18 protein-coding genes are annotated in these 19,786 nt (G+C 69.8%); all 18 read left to right on the top strand.

Annotated features, from left to right (window positions below):
* Positions 1–79: 79 nt before the first annotated feature.
* On the top strand, positions 80–1,345 hold the full coding sequence (locus WS78_RS10060; protein ID WP_038743106.1) for a YeaH/YhbH family protein: 1,266 nt from the start codon (positions 80–82) through the stop codon (positions 1,343–1,345).
* Positions 1,345–3,024: a SpoVR family protein gene (locus WS78_RS10055; protein ID WP_038743105.1), complete on the top strand. Its 1,680-nt coding sequence runs from the start codon at positions 1,345–1,347 to the stop codon at positions 3,022–3,024. Before WS78_RS10060 ends, WS78_RS10055 begins: the two co-directional genes overlap by 1 nt.
* A gap of 324 nt (positions 3,025–3,348) precedes the next feature.
* Entirely contained in the window at positions 3,349–4,653 is a 1,305-nt protein-coding gene (locus WS78_RS10050; protein ID WP_038743104.1) for an MFS family transporter, read from the top strand.
* Positions 4,654–4,923: 270 nt separating this feature from the next.
* On the top strand, positions 4,924–5,955 hold the full coding sequence (locus WS78_RS10045) for an ABC transporter substrate-binding protein (RefSeq protein ID WP_059575082.1): 1,032 nt from the start codon (positions 4,924–4,926) through the stop codon (positions 5,953–5,955).
* Between the two features lie 311 nt (positions 5,956–6,266).
* The gene (locus tag WS78_RS10040; protein WP_038743102.1) at positions 6,267–7,100 is read left to right on the top strand and encodes an ABC transporter ATP-binding protein; all 834 of its coding nucleotides are present in this window, start codon (positions 6,267–6,269) and stop codon (positions 7,098–7,100) included.
* Complete coding sequence (locus WS78_RS10035; protein WP_059575079.1) at positions 7,097–8,038, top strand: ABC transporter permease; 942 nt, start codon at positions 7,097–7,099, stop codon at positions 8,036–8,038. The genes WS78_RS10040 and WS78_RS10035 overlap by 4 nt, the downstream gene beginning before the upstream one ends.
* 465 nt (positions 8,039–8,503) lie before the next feature.
* Complete coding sequence (locus tag WS78_RS10030; protein WP_038743100.1) at positions 8,504–8,695, top strand: Flp family type IVb pilin; 192 nt, start codon at positions 8,504–8,506, stop codon at positions 8,693–8,695.
* A gap of 64 nt (positions 8,696–8,759) precedes the next feature.
* Positions 8,760–9,239 (top strand): prepilin peptidase, encoded by a 480-nt coding sequence (locus tag WS78_RS10025; RefSeq protein ID WP_038743099.1) that lies wholly within the window; start codon positions 8,760–8,762, stop codon positions 9,237–9,239.
* Positions 9,240–9,251: 12 nt separating this feature from the next.
* A complete protein-coding gene (cpaB, locus tag WS78_RS10020) occupies positions 9,252–10,292 on the top strand; it encodes a Flp pilus assembly protein CpaB (protein ID WP_059575077.1) in 1,041 nt (346 codons plus the stop codon).
* A gap of 31 nt (positions 10,293–10,323) precedes the next feature.
* On the top strand, positions 10,324–11,781 hold the full coding sequence (locus WS78_RS10015) for a type II and III secretion system protein family protein (RefSeq protein WP_059575075.1): 1,458 nt from the start codon (positions 10,324–10,326) through the stop codon (positions 11,779–11,781).
* Positions 11,778–12,260 (top strand): CpaD family pilus assembly lipoprotein, encoded by a 483-nt coding sequence (locus WS78_RS10010; protein WP_231752764.1) that lies wholly within the window; start codon positions 11,778–11,780, stop codon positions 12,258–12,260. The genes WS78_RS10015 and WS78_RS10010 overlap by 4 nt, the downstream gene beginning before the upstream one ends.
* Before the next feature lie 10 nt (positions 12,261–12,270).
* Positions 12,271–13,506, top strand: a complete 1,236-nt coding sequence (locus WS78_RS10005) for an AAA family ATPase (protein ID WP_038743095.1) — start codon at positions 12,271–12,273, stop codon at positions 13,504–13,506.
* Positions 13,506–15,098, top strand: coding sequence for a CpaF family protein (locus tag WS78_RS10000; protein ID WP_059575149.1), 1,593 nt, complete (start codon positions 13,506–13,508; stop codon positions 15,096–15,098). The genes WS78_RS10005 and WS78_RS10000 overlap by 1 nt, the downstream gene beginning before the upstream one ends.
* A complete protein-coding gene (locus WS78_RS09995) occupies positions 15,095–16,081 on the top strand; it encodes a type II secretion system F family protein (protein ID WP_059575072.1) in 987 nt (328 codons plus the stop codon). Before WS78_RS10000 ends, WS78_RS09995 begins: the two co-directional genes overlap by 4 nt.
* Positions 16,078–17,025: a type II secretion system F family protein gene (locus WS78_RS09990; RefSeq protein ID WP_038743093.1), complete on the top strand. Its 948-nt coding sequence runs from the start codon at positions 16,078–16,080 to the stop codon at positions 17,023–17,025. Before WS78_RS09995 ends, WS78_RS09990 begins: the two co-directional genes overlap by 4 nt.
* Entirely contained in the window at positions 17,022–18,116 is a 1,095-nt protein-coding gene (locus tag WS78_RS09985) for a tetratricopeptide repeat protein (RefSeq protein ID WP_059575070.1), read from the top strand. The genes WS78_RS09990 and WS78_RS09985 overlap by 4 nt, the downstream gene beginning before the upstream one ends.
* The gene (locus tag WS78_RS09980; protein ID WP_038743091.1) at positions 18,113–18,541 is read left to right on the top strand and encodes a TadE/TadG family type IV pilus assembly protein; all 429 of its coding nucleotides are present in this window, start codon (positions 18,113–18,115) and stop codon (positions 18,539–18,541) included. The genes WS78_RS09985 and WS78_RS09980 overlap by 4 nt, the downstream gene beginning before the upstream one ends.
* Positions 18,534–19,562, top strand: coding sequence for a pilus assembly protein TadG-related protein (locus WS78_RS09975; RefSeq protein ID WP_038743090.1), 1,029 nt, complete (start codon positions 18,534–18,536; stop codon positions 19,560–19,562). The genes WS78_RS09980 and WS78_RS09975 overlap by 8 nt, the downstream gene beginning before the upstream one ends.
* The last annotated feature ends 224 nt before the right edge of the window (positions 19,563–19,786 follow it).

Below are 19,786 nucleotides of genomic sequence, written 5' to 3'. Positions count from 1 at the left end.
GAGACGTCGCCCGCATTGCGGCAAGCCCGCGTGCGCGGCGTGCGTCCCGGCGTATCGACATTCGAGCGGGAGACTGGGTGTGCTTCATCAAATCATCGACCGCAGGCTGGCCGGCAAGAACAAGAGCATTGCCAATCGCGAGCGCTTCCTGCGCCGTGTCAAGAACTACATTCGTCGTGCAGTGTCCGACGCGGTGCGCGATCGCAGCATCAAGGACATCCAGAGCACGCAGAGCATCACGATTCCCCGCAAGGACATCGCGGAGCCGACGTTCCGGCACGGGCCGGGCGGCCGGCGCGAGCTCGTGCACCCGGGCAACGCCGATTACGTGCGCGGCGACAAGATCCCGCGTCCGCCGGGCGGCGCCGGAGGCGGCGGCAGCCAGGCGAGCAACGAGGGCGAAGGTCAGGACGACTTCGTGTTCGAGCTGTCCCGCGAGGAATTCATGCAGTACTTCTTCGACGATCTCGAACTGCCGCGCCTCGTCAAGACCCACCTGCTGACCGTACCGAGCTGGAAGAACGTCCGCGCGGGCTGGGCGGCGGAGGGCACGCCGAACAACATCGACGTCGTGCGCTCGCTGCGAAGCGCGCTCGGCCGGCGCATCGCGCTCGGCTCGCCGCTCGTCAACGAACTGCGCGAGCTCGAGGAAAAGCTCGCCGCGCTGAAGGAAGAATCGGGCGACCATCGCGTCGAGATCGCGCAGCTCGAGGAGGAGATCCATCACCTGAAGGGCCGCATCTGGCGCATTCCGTTCATCGATCCGTTCGATCTGCGCTACGTGAACCGCGTGAAGATGCCGCAGCCGTCGAGCCAGGCGGTGATGTTTTGCCTGATGGACGTGTCGGGCTCGATGGACGAGCAGCGCAAGGATCTCGCGAAGCGCTTCTTCATCCTGCTGTACCTGTTCCTCAAGCGCAACTACGAGCGCATCGAAGTGGTGTTCATCCGCCATCACACGCGCGCGGAGGAAGTCGACGAGGACACGTTCTTCCATTCGACCGAAAGCGGCGGCACGGTCGTGTCGAGCGCGCTCGAGCTGATGCGCAAGGTGATGGACGAGCGCTATTCGCCGACCGAGTGGAACATCTACGGCGCGCAGGCGTCGGACGGCGACAACTGGACCGACGATTCGCCGAAGTGCCGCAAGATCCTCGACGAGGACATCCTGTCGAAGGTGCGTTATTTCGCGTACATCCAGGTGACGCCCGAAGAGCAGAACCTCTGGCTCGAATACGCGCAACTGGCGCTGTCGCAACCGCATCTCGCGATGAAGAAAGTGGAATCGGCTGCCGACATTTATCCGGTGTTCCGTGAACTCTTTGAAAAGCACGTGGAATCCTGATGACGACTCGCCACCTGCATAACGAAGCGCGCGGCTACGAGCCGCGCCGCAAGAGCGACGAAGCGTCGGAACCCGCCGCGAACGAGCGCGGCGCATCGCCCGACGCGGCGGCGCAGCACCCAGAAGCGCCCGCAAGCGGGCTCAAGGAAGCGCGTATGAACGTTGCCGACCGCAAACCGCTGCCGTGTCCGTCCGACTGGACCTTCGAGCTGATCGAGGAGTACGACACCCACATCTCGCAGGTCGCGGAGCAGTACGAGCTCGACATCTACCCGATCCAGCTCGAGCTGATCAGCGCCGAGCAGATGATGGACGCGTACGCGTCGGTCGGCATGCCCGTCAACTACCGTCACTGGTCGTTCGGCAAGCACTTCCTGTCGACCGAGAAGAGCTACCGGCGAGGGCAGATGGGGCTCGCGTACGAGATCGTCATCAATTCGAACCCGTGCATCGCGTATCTGATGGAAGAGAACACGATGACGATGCAGGCGCTCGTCATCGCGCACGCGGCGTACGGGCACAACTCGTTCTTCAAGGGCAACTACCTGTTCCGCTTGTGGACCGACGCGCACGCGATCATCGATTACCTCGTCTACGCGAAGAACTACGTCGCCGAATGCGAGGAGCGCTACGGGCTCGATCGCGTCGAGGAACTGCTCGACTCGTGCCACGCGCTGATGAACTACGGCGTCGACCGCTACAAGCGTCCGCAGAAGCCGTCGCTCGCGAAGGAATCCGAACTGCGGCGCGAGCGCGAGGCGTACCTGCAGTCGCAGGTCAACGAGCTGTGGCGCACGCTGCCCTCGAGAAAGCTCGAGCTCGCCGAGGAGCAGGAGGAACGCTATCCGCCCGAGCCGCAGGAAAACCTGCTGTACTTCGCGGAGAAGAACGCGCCGTTCCTCGAGCCGTGGGAGCGCGAGGTGATCCGGATCGTGCGCAAGATCGGCCAGTACTTCTATCCGCAGCGGCAGACGCAGGTGATGAACGAAGGCTGGGCGACGTTCTGGCATTACACGCTGCTCAACACGATGTACAACCAGGGCAAGCTCGCGGACGGCTTCATGATGGAGTTCCTCCATTCGCACAGCAACGTGATCTACCAGCCGCCCGTGATGAAGCCGTACTACAGCGGGATCAATCCGTACGCGCTCGGCTTCTCGATGATGAGCGACATCCGCCGGATCTGCGAGGCGCCGACCGAGGAGGACTACAAGTGGTTTCCCGAGCTCGCGGGCAGCCCGTGGCTGCCGGCGCTTCACTATGCGATGCGCAACTTCAAGGACGAGAGCTTCATCGCGCAATATCTGTCGCCGCATCTGATTCGCGAGATGCGTCTGTTCTCGGTGCTCGACGACGACATGCGCGATGCGCTCGAAGTGTCGGCGATCCATGACGACTCCGGCTATCAGTACGTGCGGCAGGCGCTGTCGCGGCAGTACGACATCCATCATCGGGAGCCGAACATCCAGGTGTGGTCGGTCAATACGCGCGGCGACCGCAGCCTCACGCTGCGCCATTTCATGACCGACAACCGTCACCTGTCCAACGACAGCGAGGAGGTGCTCAAGCACATGGCGCGGCTCTGGCAGTTCGACGTGTTCCTCGAGAGCGTCGACGAGACGGGGACGGTACGCAAGCGCTACGAGTGCCCCTACACGGCGCCGGAAATCCGGATCTGACGGCGCGGCGCGCCCGTCGCGCGCCGCGCGGCGATATCGGTGGATATCGGCGATATCGTCGGCGTGGCCCTCGCTCCGGCCGCCGCTTGCGCGGCGCCACCTTGCACGAAACGCGAGCCGCCCGGCTCGCGTTTTCGTTGAATGGCCGGCCGAGCGGAAATTATTTTTTGACATCGGGGCGATCCCGGGCAGCCAGATAGATTACATTTCGCTAAAATCGCCGCCACGCCGAGGTGGAACCGGTATCACCGCGTGCGTCGAACAAGAAGGCGGCAGATCGTCACCGCCAGGCCATCCAGAGAACTTCAAGGAAAAGACCCATCCATGAATGACCAGACCGCCGTCGCCGCCGTCACGCGGCAAGACGTCCGGCGTCGCGTGCTCGCGATCGTCGGCGCATCGTCGGGCAACCTCGTCGAGTGGTTCGACTTCTACATCTACTCGTTCTGCGCGCTGTATTTCGCGCCGGCGTTCTTTCCGAACGGCAACACGACGACGCAGCTGCTCAACACGGCGGGCGTGTTCGCAGCGGGCTTCCTGATGCGTCCGATCGGCGGCTGGCTGTTCGGCCGGATCGCGGACAAGCACGGCCGCCGCGCAGCGATGATGATCTCGGTGCTGATGATGTGCGGCGGCTCGCTCGTGATCGCGGTGCTGCCGACGTATGCGCAGATCGGCGCGCTCGCGCCGTTCCTGCTGCTCGTCGCGCGGCTGTTCCAGGGCCTGTCGGTCGGCGGCGAATACGGCACGAGCGCGACCTACATGAGCGAGGTGGCGCTCAAGGGCCGCCGCGGCTTCTTCGCGTCGTTCCAGTACGTGACGCTGATCGGCGGCCAGCTCTGCGCGCTCCTCGTGCTCGTGATCCTGCAGCAGACGCTCTCGGCCGCCGAACTGAAGGCGTGGGGCTGGCGCATTCCGTTCGTCGTCGGCGCGGCGGCCGCGCTGATCTCGCTGTACCTGCGCAAGTCGCTCGACGAGACGTCGACGAGCGAGTCGCGCAAGGCGAAGGACGCCGGCACGATTCGCGGCGTGTGGCAGCACAAGGGCGCGTTCCTGACGGTGGTCGGCTTCACGGCCGGCGGCTCGCTGATCTTCTACACGTTCACGACGTACATGCAGAAGTACCTCGTCAACACTGCAGGCATGCATGCGAAGACCGCGAGCAACGTGATGACGGCCGCGCTCTTCGTCTACATGCTGATGCAGCCGGTGTTCGGCGCGCTGTCGGACAAGATCGGCCGCCGGAAGTCGATGATCCTGTTCGGCACGGGCGCCGTGATCGGCACCGTGCCGCTGATGCATGCGTTGGGCGGCGTGACGAGCCCGTTCGCGGCGTTCGGCCTCATCGTCGTCGCGCTCGCGATCGTCAGCTTCTACACGTCGATCAGCGGCCTCATCAAGGCCGAGATGTTCCCGCCCGAAGTGCGCGCGATGGGCGTCGGGCTGTCGTACGCGGTCGCCAACGCGATCTTCGGCGGCTCGGCCGAGTATGTCGCGCTGTGGTTCAAGTCGGTCGGCAGCGAATCGAGCTTCTACTGGTACGTGACCGTGCTCTGCGCGATCTCGCTCTTCGTGTCGTGGCGCATGCGCGATCCGAGCAGGGAAGGGTATCTGCGCAACGAGCCCTGATCGCGGGCCGCCGCGCGGCGGGCGAAGGCCGGTTCGGCGCTCGCCGCGCGAAGCGATGTCGAATGCGCGCGACGCCTGCGGGCAGCCTGCGTCGCGCGCGGGAAAGACGGCGTTTCGCGTCATCGCGAAGCGCCGTTTTTGTACGCGTGTCGTGCCGTTCGCGTGCGCGCCGTTATCGTCGCAGCCGATAAGCGTAGCGGATTTGCTTCGTTGACCCGGGCGCACGGGCGCCCCTAGATTCGCTGTCTCGACGGAATTCATGGAGTCGTCATGACACGCGCATCGTTCTTCGGGCGGCGCCCGCTCGCGGCCGTGCTGGCCGCCGCGCTCGCCGCCGCATCGTTTCTCGCCGCGCCCGCGGCCCGCGCCGAGGGGCGCATCCGAATCGCCGAGCAGTTCGGCATCGTCTATCTGCTGCTGAACGTCGCGCGCGACCAGCATCTGATCGAGCAGGCGGGGCGCGCCGAAGGCGTCGCGATCGACGTCGACTGGGTGAAGCTCTCGGGCGGAGCAGCGATCAACGATGCGCTGTTGTCCGGCTCGATCGACATCGCGGGCGCGGGCGTCGGGCCGCTACTGACGATCTGGGACCGCACACACGGCCGGCAGAACGTGAAGGGCGTCGCGTCGCTCGGCAACCTGCCGTACTACCTCGTCAGCAACAATCCGCGCGTGAAGACGATCGCCGATTTCACCGAGCGTGACCGCATTGCCGTGCCCGCGGTGACGGTGTCGGTGCAGTCGCGCGTGCTGCAGTTCGCGGCCGCGCAGCGCTGGGGCGATCGCGCGTACGATCGGCTCGACCGGCTGACGCAGGCGGTCCCGCATCCGGATGCGGCGGCCGCGATCATCGCGGGCGGCACCGAGATCACCGCGCATTTCGGCAATTCGCCGTTCCAGGAGCTGGAGCTCGCGGGCAATCCGAACGCGCACGTCGTGCTGAGCTCGTATGACGTGCTCGGCGGCCCGAGTTCGTCGACGGTGCTGTACACGACCGAGAAATTCCGCCGCGACAATCCGAAGACCTACCGCGCGTTCGTCGCGGCGCTCTCGCAGGCGGCGCGCTACGTGCAGGCGCATCCGGACGGCGCGGTCGACGCGTATCTGCGCGTGAACGGCTCGAAGGCGGACCGTGCGCTGCTGCTGAAGATCGTCAACGATCCGCAGGTGCAGTTCAGGATCGCCCCGCAAAATACGCTCGCGCTCGCGCGGTTCATGCATCGCGTCGGTGCGATCCGCAACGAGCCGAAGACCTGGCGCGATTATTTCTTCGACGATCCCGCGACCGCGCAGGGCAGTTGACGCGCGAGCCGTTCGCGCCGGGCCGGGCGGCTCGCAGGTCCTGCGCGAGACGGCGGGGATGCGAGACGGTGAGATGGCGAGGCCGGGCGGCAAGACGACGGGCGGCCCGCCCGGCCCGCGCGCGGCGTCGCGCCAACGTCAATGCGGCGCGCGCGATATCGATATCGAAAATGCTTCGTTGTGGAGAGCGCCCACGGGCCTTAATCTGAACTCGTAGTTCGTGTGACACCTCCTTGACTGGGATTCTCGCCCGCTTTCACAGCGGGCATTTTTTTGCATCGTCCCGGCGGGAACTCGATGGAGTGCGACGCGTGGCGGCAGAACCGTCAACCCTGTTTTCAAATCCGGCCGACGCGGCGCGCGGGCAGGCGACGAGCGGCAAGCTGCTCGCCGTCGATCGCGTGACGCTCGAATATCGCAGCCGCGAGCGCGCCGTGCGCGCGACGCAGCAGGTCAGCTTCGATGTCTACGGCGCGGATCGCTTCGTGCTGCTGGGGCCGTCCGGATGCGGCAAGTCGACGTTGCTGAAGGCGATCGCGGGCTTCGTCGCCCCCGCCGAAGGCACGATCACGCTCGCCGGCGAACCGGTGCGCGGGCCGGGCGCCGATCGGATCGTCGTGTTCCAGGAATTCGATCAACTGCCGCCGTGGAAGACGGTGCTCGAGAACGTGGCGTTTGCGCTGCGCGCCGCGAAGAAGCTGCCGCGCGGCGAGGCCGCCGAGCGCGCGCGTGCGGCGCTCGACAAGGTGGGCCTCGCCGCGTTCGCCGACGCCTATCCGCACACGCTGTCGGGCGGGATGAAGCAGCGTGTCGCAATCGCGCGCGCGCTCGCGATGCAGCCGCGCGTGCTGTTGATGGACGAGCCGTTCGCCGCGCTCGACGCGCTCACGCGCCGGCGCATGCAGCACGAACTGCTGCGGCTGTGGGACGACGCGCGCTTCACGCTGCTGTTCGTCACGCATTCGATCGAGGAGGCGCTCGTGATCGGCAACCGTATCCTGTTGCTGTCGCCGCATCCGGGGCGCGTGCGCGCGGAGCTCAACAGCCATCGTTTCGACGAGCGCAGCGTCGCATGCGCGGACTTTCAGCAAATGGCCGGCCGGATACATCGGCTATTGTTCGACGAGCAGGGCGCGCCGGCATGAGCGCGAGTACGAATACGCGAATCGAGCCGCCCGTGCGCGACGAGTACGAGGTCGCGCTCGCGCCGGTTGCCTGCGCGGCGGGCGCTCGAGCCGGCGATGCGTCAGCCGCGGGCGAAAACGGTGGAGTCGCCGCGCCGCTCGTGCGGCGTTCGACGATTGCGCGTCTGCGTGAGTCCGGATGGCTGCGCAAGGCGCTGATCGCGCTCGTGCTGATCGCCGGATGGGAAATCGCCGCGCGCGCGATCGACAACGATCTGCTGCTGCCGACCTTCACCGCGACCGCGCTCGCCTTTGCTCAGGGCATCGCGAACGGCGAGTTGCCGGCGAAGATCGCGGCGTCGCTGTCGGTGCTGTTGCGCGGCTACGCGCTCGGCGTCGCGAGCGCGTTCTTGCTGAGCGCGCTCGCGGCGACGACGCGCGTCGGCCGTGATCTTCTGACGATGCTGACCGCGATGTTCAATCCGCTGCCGTCGATCGCGTTGCTGCCGCTCGCATTGCTGTGGTTCGGCCTCGGCACGGGCAGCCTGCTGTTCGTGCTCGTGCATGCGGTGCTTTGGCCGCTCGCGCTGAACACGTTCGCGGGATTTCAGGCGGTGCCCGCGACGCTCAGGATGGTCGGCCGCAACTACGGGCTGACGGGCGTGCGCCACGTGGTCGCGATCCTGATTCCGGCCGCGCTGCCGTCGATTCTCGCGGGGCTGCGGGTCGGCTGGGCGTTCGCGTGGCGCACGCTGATCGCGGCCGAGCTCGTGTTCGGCGCGAGCGCGGGCGGCGGCGGGCTCGGCTGGTACATTTTCCAGAACCGCAACGAGCTCTATACCGATCGCGTGTTCGCCGGGCTCGCCGCGGTGATCGTGATCGGGCTCGTCGTCGAGCATGGCGTGTTCGATGCACTCGAGCGCGCGACCGTCAGGCGCTGGGGCGTTCACGCGCAGTAGCGCGTCATCGCGAAAGCGGCGCAAGCGACGGACGTGACCGGGGCGGACGAAAGACTGCGCGTTTGTCCGCGCTGCGCGTGCGTGCGCAGCTCATCGCGCTATCTTGCCACCGCGCCACCGCGCTATCGCGCTATCGGCCAAGTCCTGTCGTTCATTCCGGATCGATGCCGCCGCCATGCGGCCGGCCTCGTCCCGTCGTTCGTTTCGTATGCCGAATCGTCCGCAGCCCTTCATTCGCGGCTCGCTCCGCATTTCTTCATTCGATTGAGCAGCGTCGGAAGCTGACGTTTGCATTTCGCATTGCCTTCGAAGCTTGCATCGGATTCCAAAGTAAATTGTGCGAATGAGGGTTTGCCCCACTGCGGAATGTTTGCGTTGTGCCCGTTATGCAACGTGGAAAGTGTCTCTTTCCGGCGCCGTACCCACGGTGCACAGATCCCACCGCCGTTCTTTCAGGAGACTCTCATGCTGCGTTTCATCCAATCGCTCTTGCGCGACGAGCGCGGGGTCAGCGCACTCGAATATTCGGTGCTGGCCGGCATCGTGGTTGTGGCAGTCGCTGCGGCAGGCGCCATTTTCGGCGGCGGTTCCGGTCTGCCGGAACTGTTTCAGAACATGATCACCAAGGTGACGAGCGTACAGACCAACGGCCATTGAGACGAACGGCCGGCGCCGCCGCTGCGGCGCAGCCGGCCGACTTTCCCCGATTACACGAACGCCGATGATTCTCCCGCTCAAGCTCGTCGCCAGTTGGACGCTCGCGTCGCTCGCGCTCGCCGATCTGCGCACGCGGCGGCTCGCCACGTGCGCGGTCGCGCTCGTCGGCGCGCTGTATTGCGCGCAAGCGCTCGCGGGCGTGCCGGGCGACGGCGGCTTCGCCGCGCATGCGGCGCTCGGCGCGCTCGCTTTCGTGCTGGGCGCATCGATGTTCCGCCTCGGCTGGATCGCCGGAGGCGACGTCAAGCTGGCGGCCGCGGTGTTTCTTTGGGCGGGCCCCGCTTACGCATGGCCGGTCGCGTTCGCGATCGGCACGGGCGGTCTCGCCGTCGGCGCGGTGTGCGTCGCGGCTGCGCGCGCGCCGCATCGGCTCGCGTGGTTCGCGCCGGCGCGCGGCGTTCCGTACGGCGTCGCGCTCGCGGCGGGCGGTCTTGTCGCCGTGTGGGCGCCCGCCGCATGCCGGCTGCCCGCATGCGCCGGATGACAGGTGGCCGACATGTCCCATTTCCTCAAGCTCGCCGGCCTGCTTCTCGTCGCCGTGGTCGGCGCGTTCCTGTTTCGCGCGTTGTATGTCGCGGCGTCCCGGCCGCGCCCGGCCGCGCCGCCGCAACAGGTGCGCGTGCGCGTTGCGGCCGCCGATCTCCCGGCCGGCCTGCTGCTGCGCGACGCCGATCTCGGCTGGAAGACGATGGCCCGCGGCGAGGCGCCCGCCGGCGCGCTGATCGACGGCGATGCGCGCGGCAACGGCGCGAGCGCGGCCGCCGATGCGAGCGCGGCGGCGGCGGGCGATCTGAAGGGCGATCTGCTGCGCCATCCGGCGCGCGCGGGTGCGCCACTCGGCCCCGCCGACGTGATTTCGCCGAGCGCGCCCGGGTTTCTCGCGGCCGCGCTCAAGCCCGGCATGCGTGCGATCTCGGTCGCGATCGACGACGTGTCGGGCAATGCGGGCCTCATTCAACCGGGCGACTACGTCGACGTGCTGCTCACGCAGCAGCTCGCCGCGCCGGGCGGCGCGAGCGTCGCCCCGGAGCGCGCGGTCGAGTCGGAGACGATCGTCGCGCGCGTGCGCGTGCTCGCGGTGGGCTCCGCGTTCCAGCGTCCGAAGGACGACGCCGCGCAGCCGAACACGCGTGCGCGCACGGTGACGTTCGAGGTGAGCTCGCACGATGCGCAGGTGGTCGCGGTCGGCGCGCATCTGGGGGCGCTGTCGCTCGCGTTGCGCAGCTTCGCGACGGCCGATCGCGGCGCGGGCGCCGCGCCGTCGCCCGAGCCGCCCGCGCCGCCCGTGTGGGCGGGCGACGTGTCGCGTGCGCTGCGCGCCGAGACGCCCGCCGCGACGCCCGCGCTGCCGCGCCGCATCGGCGCCGCGCATGCGGGGGGCGAGCGGCAGGTGCTCGTCTATCGCGGCTCGAAGCAGGGCGATGCGGCGGGCGCCGGCGCGGGCGCGCCGCTGCCGAGCGGCACACCGCCGATCCCGACGCTGCCGCCGCTGCCGGGCGCGGCGAGCCCGTCGGGCGGCGCGCGTCCGGCGGCATGAAAGTGTCGATCGATCAGGAGGGCGAATCGAAATGATGAGTGTGATCGACGCGATCGGCGTGCGGCAAACGGCTTCGGCGGCGCCGCACGCGCTGCGTGCGCGAACGCGCACGCACGCGCGACGACGCAATGCGGCCGCCGCGCTGTTATGGCTCGCCGCGGCGCTCTGCACGAGCGCCGCGCTTCGGCCCGCGCGCGCGGCCGAGCCCGCGCGCGTGCTCGCCGTGCCCGCGGGCGGCGGCGAGATGGTGAAGCTGCCGGAGCCCGCGGTTGCGGTGTTCGTCGCGGACCCGGACGTCGCCGACGTGCACGTGCCGACGTCGCAGGCCGTGTTCGTGCTCGGCAAGAAGGCCGGCACGACGACGCTCTTCGCGCTCGGCGCGAACAACCGGACGATCCTGCGCGAGACCGTCGTCGTCGACGTCGACACGCCGTCGCTGCAGCGCATCCTCGACGCGCGCTTCCCGCAACTGCATCTGACGCTCGCGGGCGCGCCGGGCTCGCTGATGGTGAGCGGCCGCGTGCCGAGCGCATCCGACGCGGACGCCGTGATGGAGACGCTCAAGCCTTATCTGCGCCAGCAGGAATCGCTCGTGAACCGGCTGGCGCTCGAGAGGCCGATTCAGGTGCATCTGCGCGTGCGGATCACCGAGGTCGACCGCAACGTCACGCAGCAGCTCGGCATCAACTGGAGCGCGCTCGGCTCGAGCGGCAATTTCGTCGGCGGGCTGTTCAACGGCCGCACGCTGTTCGACACGACGTCGAAGGCGTTCGATCTGTCGCCGTCGGGCGCGTTCTCGGTGCTGGGCGGCTTTCACACGTCGCGCTACTCGATCGACGGCGTGCTCGACGCGCTCGACCAGGAGGGCCTCATCACGATGCTCGCCGAGCCGAACCTGACCGCGATCTCCGGCCAGACCGCGAGCTTTCTCGCGGGCGGCGAGTTCCCGGTTCCGGTCGCGCAGGACACGACGGGCGCGATCACGATCCAGTTCAAGCCTTACGGCGTGTCGCTCGACTTCACGCCGACCGTGCTCGCCGACAACCGGATCAGCCTCAAGGTGCGCCCGGAAGTGAGCGAAATCGATCCGACCAACAGCGTGACGACGGGCAGCGTCAAGGTGCCGGCGCTCACGGTGCGGCGCGTCGACACGACGGTCGAGCTGTCGAGCGGGCAGAGCTTCGCAATCGGCGGGCTGCTGCAGAGCAAGAGCAGCGACGTGCTCGCCGAGCTGCCGGGGCTCTCGCGGCTGCCGGTGCTCGGCAAGCTGTTCTCGTCGCGCAATTATCTGAACGACAAGACGGAAGTGGTCGTGATCGTCACGCCGTACATCGTGCAGCCCGCGAATCCGGGCGAGCTGCGCGACGCGCTCGATGACGTCACGCGGCCGAGCAGCGATATCGAGTTCGTGCTGCAACGCTCGCTCGGCATCGATCCGCTCGGCGGCGACGCGCCGCGGCTCGCGGGACCGGCGGGATTCGTCTACTGACGCCGCAAGACAGCGTTTCACGGAGGCATTCGATGGCGATTCGATCGGAACCCAAGCCGCGCCGCCGCGCGCACGGCGCACACGGCGCGCACCGCGCTCGCCGAGCGGCGGCGGCGTGCGCGGCGGCGGCGCTCGCGGCGCTCGCCGGCTGCATGTCCGGCCATCCGCCGTACGGGATGCCGGACGCGTCGGCGATCGGCTACGACGCGCGCACCGGGCTCGCGCGCGCGCCCGACTGCGCGGCGCTCGAGCAGCGCTCGCAGATGATCGACGCGGGCGGCGCGCGGCCCGGCGTGAGCTTCGGCTGCGCGACCTACGGCAACCTCGCGGCGATGCTCGCGCGCCCCGCCGATCTCGTCGCGCCGCTGCCTTACGCGGGCGCGGACGCGGCGCTCGGCGCGAGCGCGGTGCGCCGCTACGACGAAGGCCGGACGACGCCGCTCAACGCGACGTCGACGACCACCGCCGTCACGCATTGACGGAGGCGAGATGGGCGCATTCGACCTGATGAGCGGCGCGTCGCGCGCGAAAGACCTGCGCGCGGCGGCGAGCGGCGCGCGCCTGATCGCGATCGTCGCCGACCCGGCAAGCGACGAAGTGATCCGCAATCTGATCGTCGATCAGGCGATGGCGGGCGCGCACGTCGCGCGCGGCTCGATCGACGACGCGATCGCGCTGATGCGCGATCTCGCGCACGGGCCGCAGCACCTGATCGTCGACGTGTCGGGCGCGGCGATGCCGCTGTCCGATCTCGCGCGGCTCGCCGACGTCTGCGATCCGTCGGTGAACGTGATCGTGGTCGGCGAGCACAACGACGTCGGCCTGTTCCGCAACATGCTGCGCGTCGGCGTGCGCGACTATCTCGTCAAGCCGCTGACCGTCGAGCTCGTGCATCGCGCGCTGAGCGCGGCCGATCCGGGCGCGGCCGCGCGCACGGGCAAGGCGATCGGCTTCGTCGGCGCGCGCGGCGGCGTCGGCGTGACGAGCATCGCGGTCTCGCTCGCGCGCCATCTCGCGGAGCGCACGCGCCGCCGCGTCGCGTATGTCGATCTCGACTGCCACGGCGGCGCGGCGTGCTCGATGTTCGGCGTCGTCAGCAACCAGGGGCTCGTCGAGCTGCTGCAGAATCCGCAGCGGCTCGATGCGCAACTGATCAACCAGGCGATGGTCGCGCAGAGCGACCGGCTGTTCGTGCTGTCGGCCGAGCTGCCGTACGACAGCGAGCCGCCGCTGCGCGCGGGCGCGATCGCGGGGCTCGTCGGCGCGCTCAGGCATCAGTTCCATTACGTGCTGCTCGACCTGCCGGAACGCGCGGGGCGGCTCGTCGACGACGCGCTCGCCGCGTGCGCGAACGTCTACATCGTCGCCGACCGCTCGGTGCATGCGGCGCGCGAGGCGGCCCGGCTGTTGCGCCATGCGGAGGCCCGCGACGGCGGCGCGCACGCGTCGCTGATTCTCAACAACGCGCAGCAACCGGTGCGCGGCCGCGTCGAGGCGGCCGATTTCGCGCGCGCGGTCGGGCGCGCGTCGATGCTCGAGCTGCCGTACGAGCCGCAGACGCTCGCCGTCGCGGAGAACCTCGGCGCGGCGCTCGACGCGGCGCGCGGCGGTGCGTTCGCGGCCGGCATCGTCGCGCTCGCGCAAGGGCTGACGGGCGCGGATGCGGCGCCCGCCGAACGCCGGCCGTGGTACGCGCGGCTCGCCGGCGCGCGCGGGAGGCGGTGATGTTCGGCCGGCGCGTTTCGTCTTCGTTCGTTCCCGGCGCGAGCCGCGACGCGCGCGAGTTCGCGGACGCCGCCGCGCCCGGCGCCTGCGCCGACGCGACGACGGCCGACGCCGGCGGCCGGTCGCACGCGCAAGACGAGGCCCGCGCGCCGCGCGCGAATTCGCCCGCCGACGCGCGGCAGGGAAGCGGCGCGCCGCCCGCGGCCCCGCCTGCGCCGCGTGACGATCGCGACAATGCCGACCATCGCGACCATCGCGACGATCACGACGATCACGACGATCGCGACGATCGCGACGATCGCGACGGTCACGCGCAAGACCGCCACGAGGCGCTGATCCGCTCGGAGACGTTCAAGACGATCCGCGCGGTCGTGTTCTCGTCGATGAACATGTCGGCCGCGCTGATGATGTCGCGCGCGGAGGTGCGCGAAGGCATCGAGCAGACGGCCGCCGACGTGATCGCGCGCGAGCGCCTCACCGTGACGCTCGCCGAGCAGGCGCTCATCGTCGACGAGATCCTCAACGACATGTTCGGCGTCGGCCCGATCGAGCCGCTCCTCGCGGACGAGCGCGTGACCGACATTCTCGTGAACGGGCCCGATCAGGTGTACGTCGAGCGCGCGGGCAAGCTCGAGCTCACGCCGCTCAAGTTTCGCGACAACGCACACGTGATCAACGTCGCGCAGCGCATCGCCGCGGCGGTCGGGCGGCGCGTCGACGAGAGCAGCCCGATGGTCGACGCGCGGCTCGCGGACGGCAGCCGCGTGAACGTCGTGCTGCCGCCGATCGCGATTCGCGGCGCGTCGATCTCGATCCGCAAGTTCGCGAAGCGCAACATCACGCTCGCGCGGATGGCGCAGCAGGGCAACCTGTCGCAGCCGATGGTCGAGGTGCTGAAGATCGCGAGCGCGTGCCGCCTCAACATCGTGATCTCGGGCGGCACGGGCTCGGGCAAGACGACGCTGCTCAACGCGCTGTCGCACTTCATCGATTCGCACGAGCGCATCGTGACGATCGAGGACGCGGCCGAGCTGCAGTTGCAGCAGCCGCACGTGGTGAGCCTCGAGACCCGCCCGGAAAACAGCGAGGGGCTGGGCGGCGTGTCGCAGCGCGATCTCGTGCGCAACGCGCTGCGCATGCGCCCCGACCGGATCATCCTCGGCGAGACGCGCGGCCCCGAGGCGTTCGACGTGCTGCAGGCGATGAACACGGGCCACGACGGCTCGATGACGACGATCCACGCGAACACGCCGCGCGACGCGATCACGCGCCTCGAAAGCATGGTGATGATGGCCAACGGCAACCTGCCGCTCATGTCGATCCGCCGCCAGATCGCGAGCGCGGTGCACATGATCCTGCAGATCGAGCGGATGCGCGATGGCGTGCGGCGCGTCACGCGCGTGACCGAGATCGCCGGGATGGAGGGCGACGTCGTGATCACGCAGGATCTGTTCGCGTTCCGCTACGACGCGAGCGCGTTCCAGGAGCAGGTGCACGGCATGTTCGAATCGTCGTCGCTGCGTCCGGCGTTCGCGCAGCGCGCCGCGTATTACGGGCTCGAGGGCGCGCTGCTCGGCGCGTTGCAGCCGTGAGCGCGGCGGACGTCGTCGCCGTCGGCGCGTTCTTCGCGATCGTCGTCGCGGGCTTCATCGCGCGCGCGCTGCGCGATCTCGCGTGCCGGCGGCCCGCCGCGCGCGTGCGCTCGCGCGTCGACGCGCTGCGCGATCCGCGCGCAGCGGCGCGGCCCGCGCAGGCGGCGCGCGTCGGCTTGCAGCTGTTCACCCGCACCCACGGCGACGGCGATGACGGCGTGTTGCGCGCGTGGCTGCGCGCGCGCGGCGAGCGCGTGCGCACCGCGGCGGGCAGCGGCGGCATGCGCGCGATCGCGCTCGCGGCCGCGCTCGCGGCGCTCGCCGGCTTCATCGGCGCGTCGCTCGCGGGCGCCGCGCCGTGGCTGCGCGTCGCGATCGCGGCGTCGCTCGCGGCCGGCGCGGCGCGCGCCGTCTACCGAATCCTGATCGCGCGCTTCAAGCAGCGTTTCCTCGCGGTGTTTCCGGACACGCTCGATCTCATCATCCGCGCGGTGCGCGCGGGCATTCCGGTCGCGCAGGCGATCGGCACCGCGGGCCGCGAAAGCGAGGAGCCCGTGCGCGCGACGTTCCGCGCGATGGGCGATGCGCTGCACGTCGGCGCGGATCTGAAGGATGTGCTCGAGCGGCAGGCCGAGCGCCTGCAGCTCGCCGACTTTTCGTTCTTCGGCGTGTGCCTCGTGCTGCAGCGCGAGACGGGCGGCAACCTGACGGAGACGCTCGAGAACCTGTCCGGCATCATCCGCACGCGCCGCGACATCCGGATGAAGACGCGCGCGCTGACGGCGGAAGGGCGCATCGCGAGCAAGATCATCGCGGCCGTGCCGTTCGCGATCGCCGCGTTCCTGTTCGTCGTCAATCGGCCGTACGTCGCATTGCTGTTCGACACGCGCGCGGGGCACAAGATGCTGATCCTCGCCGCCGTGCTGCTCACGATCGGTCTCGCGATGATTCGCAAGATCGCCAACCTGGATACGTCGCGATGAACCCCGCCGCGCTGTCGATCGCCGTCCTCGTTGCGCTCGCCGCCGCCGCGGCGCTGCTCGCGTGGCTGCTCGCGCGCGACGTCGCGATGCGCAGGCGCGTCGCGCAGCGCGCGCGCTCGAGCGCCGCGCGCGCGTCGGCCGTCTACGCGAGCGCCGGCGACGGCGCGCGCAGCGTGCCGCGGCGCGTCGCGCAACGGGTCGCGTCGCTCGGCGAGCGCGTGCCCGTCGTCGATGCGACGCAGCGGATGAAGCTCGCCGCGCGGCTCGCGAACGCGGGGTTTCGCGAACGCCGCGCGGTGTCGGTGATGGCGGGGCTCAAGCTCGTCGTCGGCGCGAGCGCGGGGCTCGCCGCGCTCGTCGTCGGCGCGCACGTGCCGCGCGTCGGCGACTACTTCGTGCTGCGCGCGCTGATGATGGCGGGCGCGTTCGTGATCGGCATGATGCTGCCCGAGCATGCGCTCGGCTTCGCGGTTGCGCGCCGCCAGAAGACGATCGCCGCGTATCTGCCCGACGCGCTCGATCTGCTCGTGATCTGCACGAACGCGGGCAACAGCCTCGCGGTCGCGGTGCGGCGCGTCGCATCCGAGCTGAAGGCGATCTGCCCGCCGCTCGCCGACGAATTCTCGGTTTGCGCGGACGAGCTGCAGATCGGCGGCGACGCGGCGTTCGCGCTCAACGCGATGGCCGCGCGGATCGGCCTGCCGTCGATGCGCGCGCTCGTGACGACGCTCGTGCAGTCGCAGCAGTACGGCACGCCGATCACGCAGTCGCTGCGGATGCTGTCGCGCACGGAGCGCGCGATGCAGATGATCGCGCTCGAGGAAAAGGCGGCGAAGCTCGCGCCGAAGATGACGCTGCCGATGATGCTGTTCGTGATGCCGACCGTCGCATTGATCGCGGCGGGGCCGGCGGTGATTCGACTGATAGCGGTGTTCCACAAATGAACGAGCGACATTTCGACGACGCATGCGATCGCGCATGCACGGCGCCGCGCATCGGGCGCGGACGGCACGGAAAGCGTGGGGAGCTTGAGGGGCCTGAGGGGACTAAGGGGCGCGGCGCGCACGTGGGGCGCGCGGGCCGCATCCGCCGCGCGATGCCGCTCGTGCTCTTTTGCGCGGCGCTGCTCGCGGGCTGCGCGAGCCATGGCGCGTTACAGCCGCGGCCGCTGATGTCGCAGCGCGGCACGCTCGGCGACAGCGATCTGACGGTCGCCGAGAGCGCGCTCGCGGCCGGCAACACGGAGCTCGCGGCGACGCTCTTCGAGCGCGCGCTGAAGGCCGACCCGCGTTCGCTGCCCGCGCAGGTCGGGCTCGGCGACGCGATGTACCAGACGGGCGACTTCGCGCGCGCCGGCGTGCTGTACGCGGGTGCCGCCGCGGCCGCGCCGGACGATCCGCGCGCGCAGCTCGGCTTGGCGCGCGTCGCGCTGCGCGAGCGCCGTCTCGACGACGCGCTCGCGCGCTACGCGAAGCTCCACGGCGCGCATCCGGAGAACATCGCGGCAGCCGCCGGCCTCGGCACGGTGCTGGATCTGCAGGGGCGGCACGACGACGCGCAGCGCGTCTATCGCGCGACGCTCGCGCGCCATCCGGACGCGCAGGCGCTCAGGACCGATCTCGGCCTGTCGCTCGTGCTCGCGAATCGCGCGCGCGAAGGCGCGAACGTGCTGCTCGACGTCGCGGGGCTGCCGAACGCGCCCGCGCAGGCGCGCGAGGATCTCGCACTCGCGTACGGGATGCTCGGCAACGACGCGGCCGCGAAGCGCATTCTCGTTCACGATTTGCCGGCGGCGTCGGCGGAGGACAACTTGCGCTTCTATCGCAACGTGCGCGAGCGGCGCGCGGCAGCCGCGACGACCGGGGCTACGGGGGCTACAGCGGCAGGCACAGACGCGGCGGCGACAGCGGCGACCGGCGAAGCCGGCGCGACCGCCGCCACGCGGGCGACCGGCGGCGCCCGCGCAAACGGCGCGGCTGCCGACGCAGTCGCCGACGCCGGGCGCGCGTCCGTTCGCGCGGAGGCCGTCAAATGACACGCGTGGCCCGCCTCGCGCACGACGAGCGCGGCGTGGTGTCGCTCGAATTCGTGCTGGCGTTTCCGTTCATGATGCTCGTGCTGTTCGGCATCGTCGACACGAGCCTGCTTCTCTGCGACAAGGCGGTGATCACCAACGCGAGCCGCGAGGCCGCGCGCGCGGGCGTCGTCGTGCGCGTGCCGCAGCTGGCCGCGGCCGACATCGAGAACGTCGCGCTGTCGTACGCGCAAGGCAGTCTCGTGAGCGGCGGCACGGTCGGCGCGCCCGTCGTCGCCGTCGACCAGTCGGCCGGCACGTCGCCCGGCAGCCCGCTGAAAGTGACCGTGAGCTACACGTATCAGGGCCTCGTGCTCGGCTCGGCGCTGAGCTCGCTGACGGGCCCGATCACGCTGACGGCCGTGACGGTGATGAACTATGAATGAGCGTCGCGCCGCCGCGCGCCGCCGCGAGCGCGGTTCCGTCGTGCTGTGGTTCCTGCTGTTCCTGCCGGTGCTGCTGCTCTTCGGCGCGTTCGCGATCGACTTGCCGCGCGTCGCCGCCGCGCGCAACGAACTGCAGAACGCGGCGGACGCGGCCGCGCTCGCCGGCGCCGCGTCGCTCTCGTCGAGCCCGGGCGCGCCCGCATGGGCCGCCGCCGCGAGCGCGGCGAGCGCGGCGCTGCCGCTGAACGCCGCCGACGGCGCGACGCTGTCGGTCGGCGTCGTGCAGACGGGCTACTGGAACCTGACGGGCACGCCCGCCGGCCTCGAGCCCACGACGCTCGTGCCCGGCGCGTACGACGCGCCGGCCGTGCAGACGACCGTCACGCGCGCGGCGGACCAGAACGGCGGGCCGCTCGCGCTGCTGATGGGCGGCTTCCTCGGCCTCGTCGGCACGCCCGCCGCGGCGACGGCGGTCGCGGTCGCCGCAGCGCCGTCGACGGTCGGCGCGGGCGGACTCTTTCCGATGGTCATCGACCGGTGCGTGCTCGATCAGTACTGGAACGCGCAGACGGGCGCGCCGAGCGTCGATCCGACGACAGGCGCGCCGTACGAGTTCCAGGTCGGCAACGGCCAGACATACGGCGGCACCTGCTATGCCGGGCAGTGGACGTCGTTTCTCGTCAACGCGAACGACGTGCCGACCGTTCGCGCACTGATGGCGAACGGCAATCCGACGCCGCTTTCGATCGGCGACGCCATCTGGATCGAGCCCGGCGTGAAGACCGCGCTCTATTACGACGTGCCGGTCGGCGCGACGGTCGTCGTGCCGGTGGCCACGCAGATCAGCAGCAAGACTTACGTGCCCGTCGTCGCGTTCGCCGCGTTCCACATCGACGCGTCGGACGGCGCGAACATCAAGGCGGTGACCGGCCACTTCGTCGGCGGCTACCGGATTCCGGCGAGCGCGGGCGGCGTCGGGCCCGCGTACGGCGCGTACGTCGCGCCGCGTCTCGCGTATTGAGCGCGGCGCGGGCCGGCCCGCGGATTGGTGCGCGGGTGGGCGCGCGGATTGGCGTGATCGAGCGGCCACGCCTGTCGCCGCGCCGCGCGGGCCCGGCGCGAACGCGCCGCCTCGGATGTCGCGTGCGCATGCGATAGCACGAAAACTGCTGAGTTCAGCAGCATTTCTTGGTTCGAAAATGGTGCATGCACTGATACGGTGACGAACTCGCAGCGCGTCGCGCT

It is taken from the genome of Burkholderia savannae (assembly GCF_001524445.2).
Classification (GTDB): domain Bacteria; phylum Pseudomonadota; class Gammaproteobacteria; order Burkholderiales; family Burkholderiaceae; genus Burkholderia; species Burkholderia savannae.
This window is presented reverse-complemented; position numbering and strand designations above follow the sequence as displayed.

Coding starts and splice junctions, on each gene's coding strand:
- WS78_RS10035 (WP_059575079.1), top strand. CDS start 7,097: ATGAGCGCGAGTACGAATACGCGAATCGAGCCGCCCGTGCGCGACGAG.
- WS78_RS10025 (WP_038743099.1), top strand. CDS start 8,760: ATGATTCTCCCGCTCAAGCTCGTCGCCAGTTGGACGCTCGCGTCGCTC.
- WS78_RS10050 (WP_038743104.1), top strand. CDS start 3,349: ATGAATGACCAGACCGCCGTCGCCGCCGTCACGCGGCAAGACGTCCGG.
- WS78_RS10055 (WP_038743105.1), top strand. CDS start 1,345: ATGACGACTCGCCACCTGCATAACGAAGCGCGCGGCTACGAGCCGCGC.
- WS78_RS10015 (WP_059575075.1), top strand. CDS start 10,324: ATGATGAGTGTGATCGACGCGATCGGCGTGCGGCAAACGGCTTCGGCG.
- WS78_RS10005 (WP_038743095.1), top strand. CDS start 12,271: ATGGGCGCATTCGACCTGATGAGCGGCGCGTCGCGCGCGAAAGACCTG.
- WS78_RS09990 (WP_038743093.1), top strand. CDS start 16,078: ATGAACCCCGCCGCGCTGTCGATCGCCGTCCTCGTTGCGCTCGCCGCC.
- WS78_RS10030 (WP_038743100.1), top strand. CDS start 8,504: ATGCTGCGTTTCATCCAATCGCTCTTGCGCGACGAGCGCGGGGTCAGC.
- cpaB (WP_059575077.1), top strand. CDS start 9,252: ATGTCCCATTTCCTCAAGCTCGCCGGCCTGCTTCTCGTCGCCGTGGTC.
- WS78_RS09980 (WP_038743091.1), top strand. CDS start 18,113: ATGACACGCGTGGCCCGCCTCGCGCACGACGAGCGCGGCGTGGTGTCG.
- WS78_RS10045 (WP_059575082.1), top strand. CDS start 4,924: ATGACACGCGCATCGTTCTTCGGGCGGCGCCCGCTCGCGGCCGTGCTG.
- WS78_RS09985 (WP_059575070.1), top strand. CDS start 17,022: ATGAACGAGCGACATTTCGACGACGCATGCGATCGCGCATGCACGGCG.
- WS78_RS10000 (WP_059575149.1), top strand. CDS start 13,506: ATGTTCGGCCGGCGCGTTTCGTCTTCGTTCGTTCCCGGCGCGAGCCGC.
- WS78_RS09975 (WP_038743090.1), top strand. CDS start 18,534: ATGAATGAGCGTCGCGCCGCCGCGCGCCGCCGCGAGCGCGGTTCCGTC.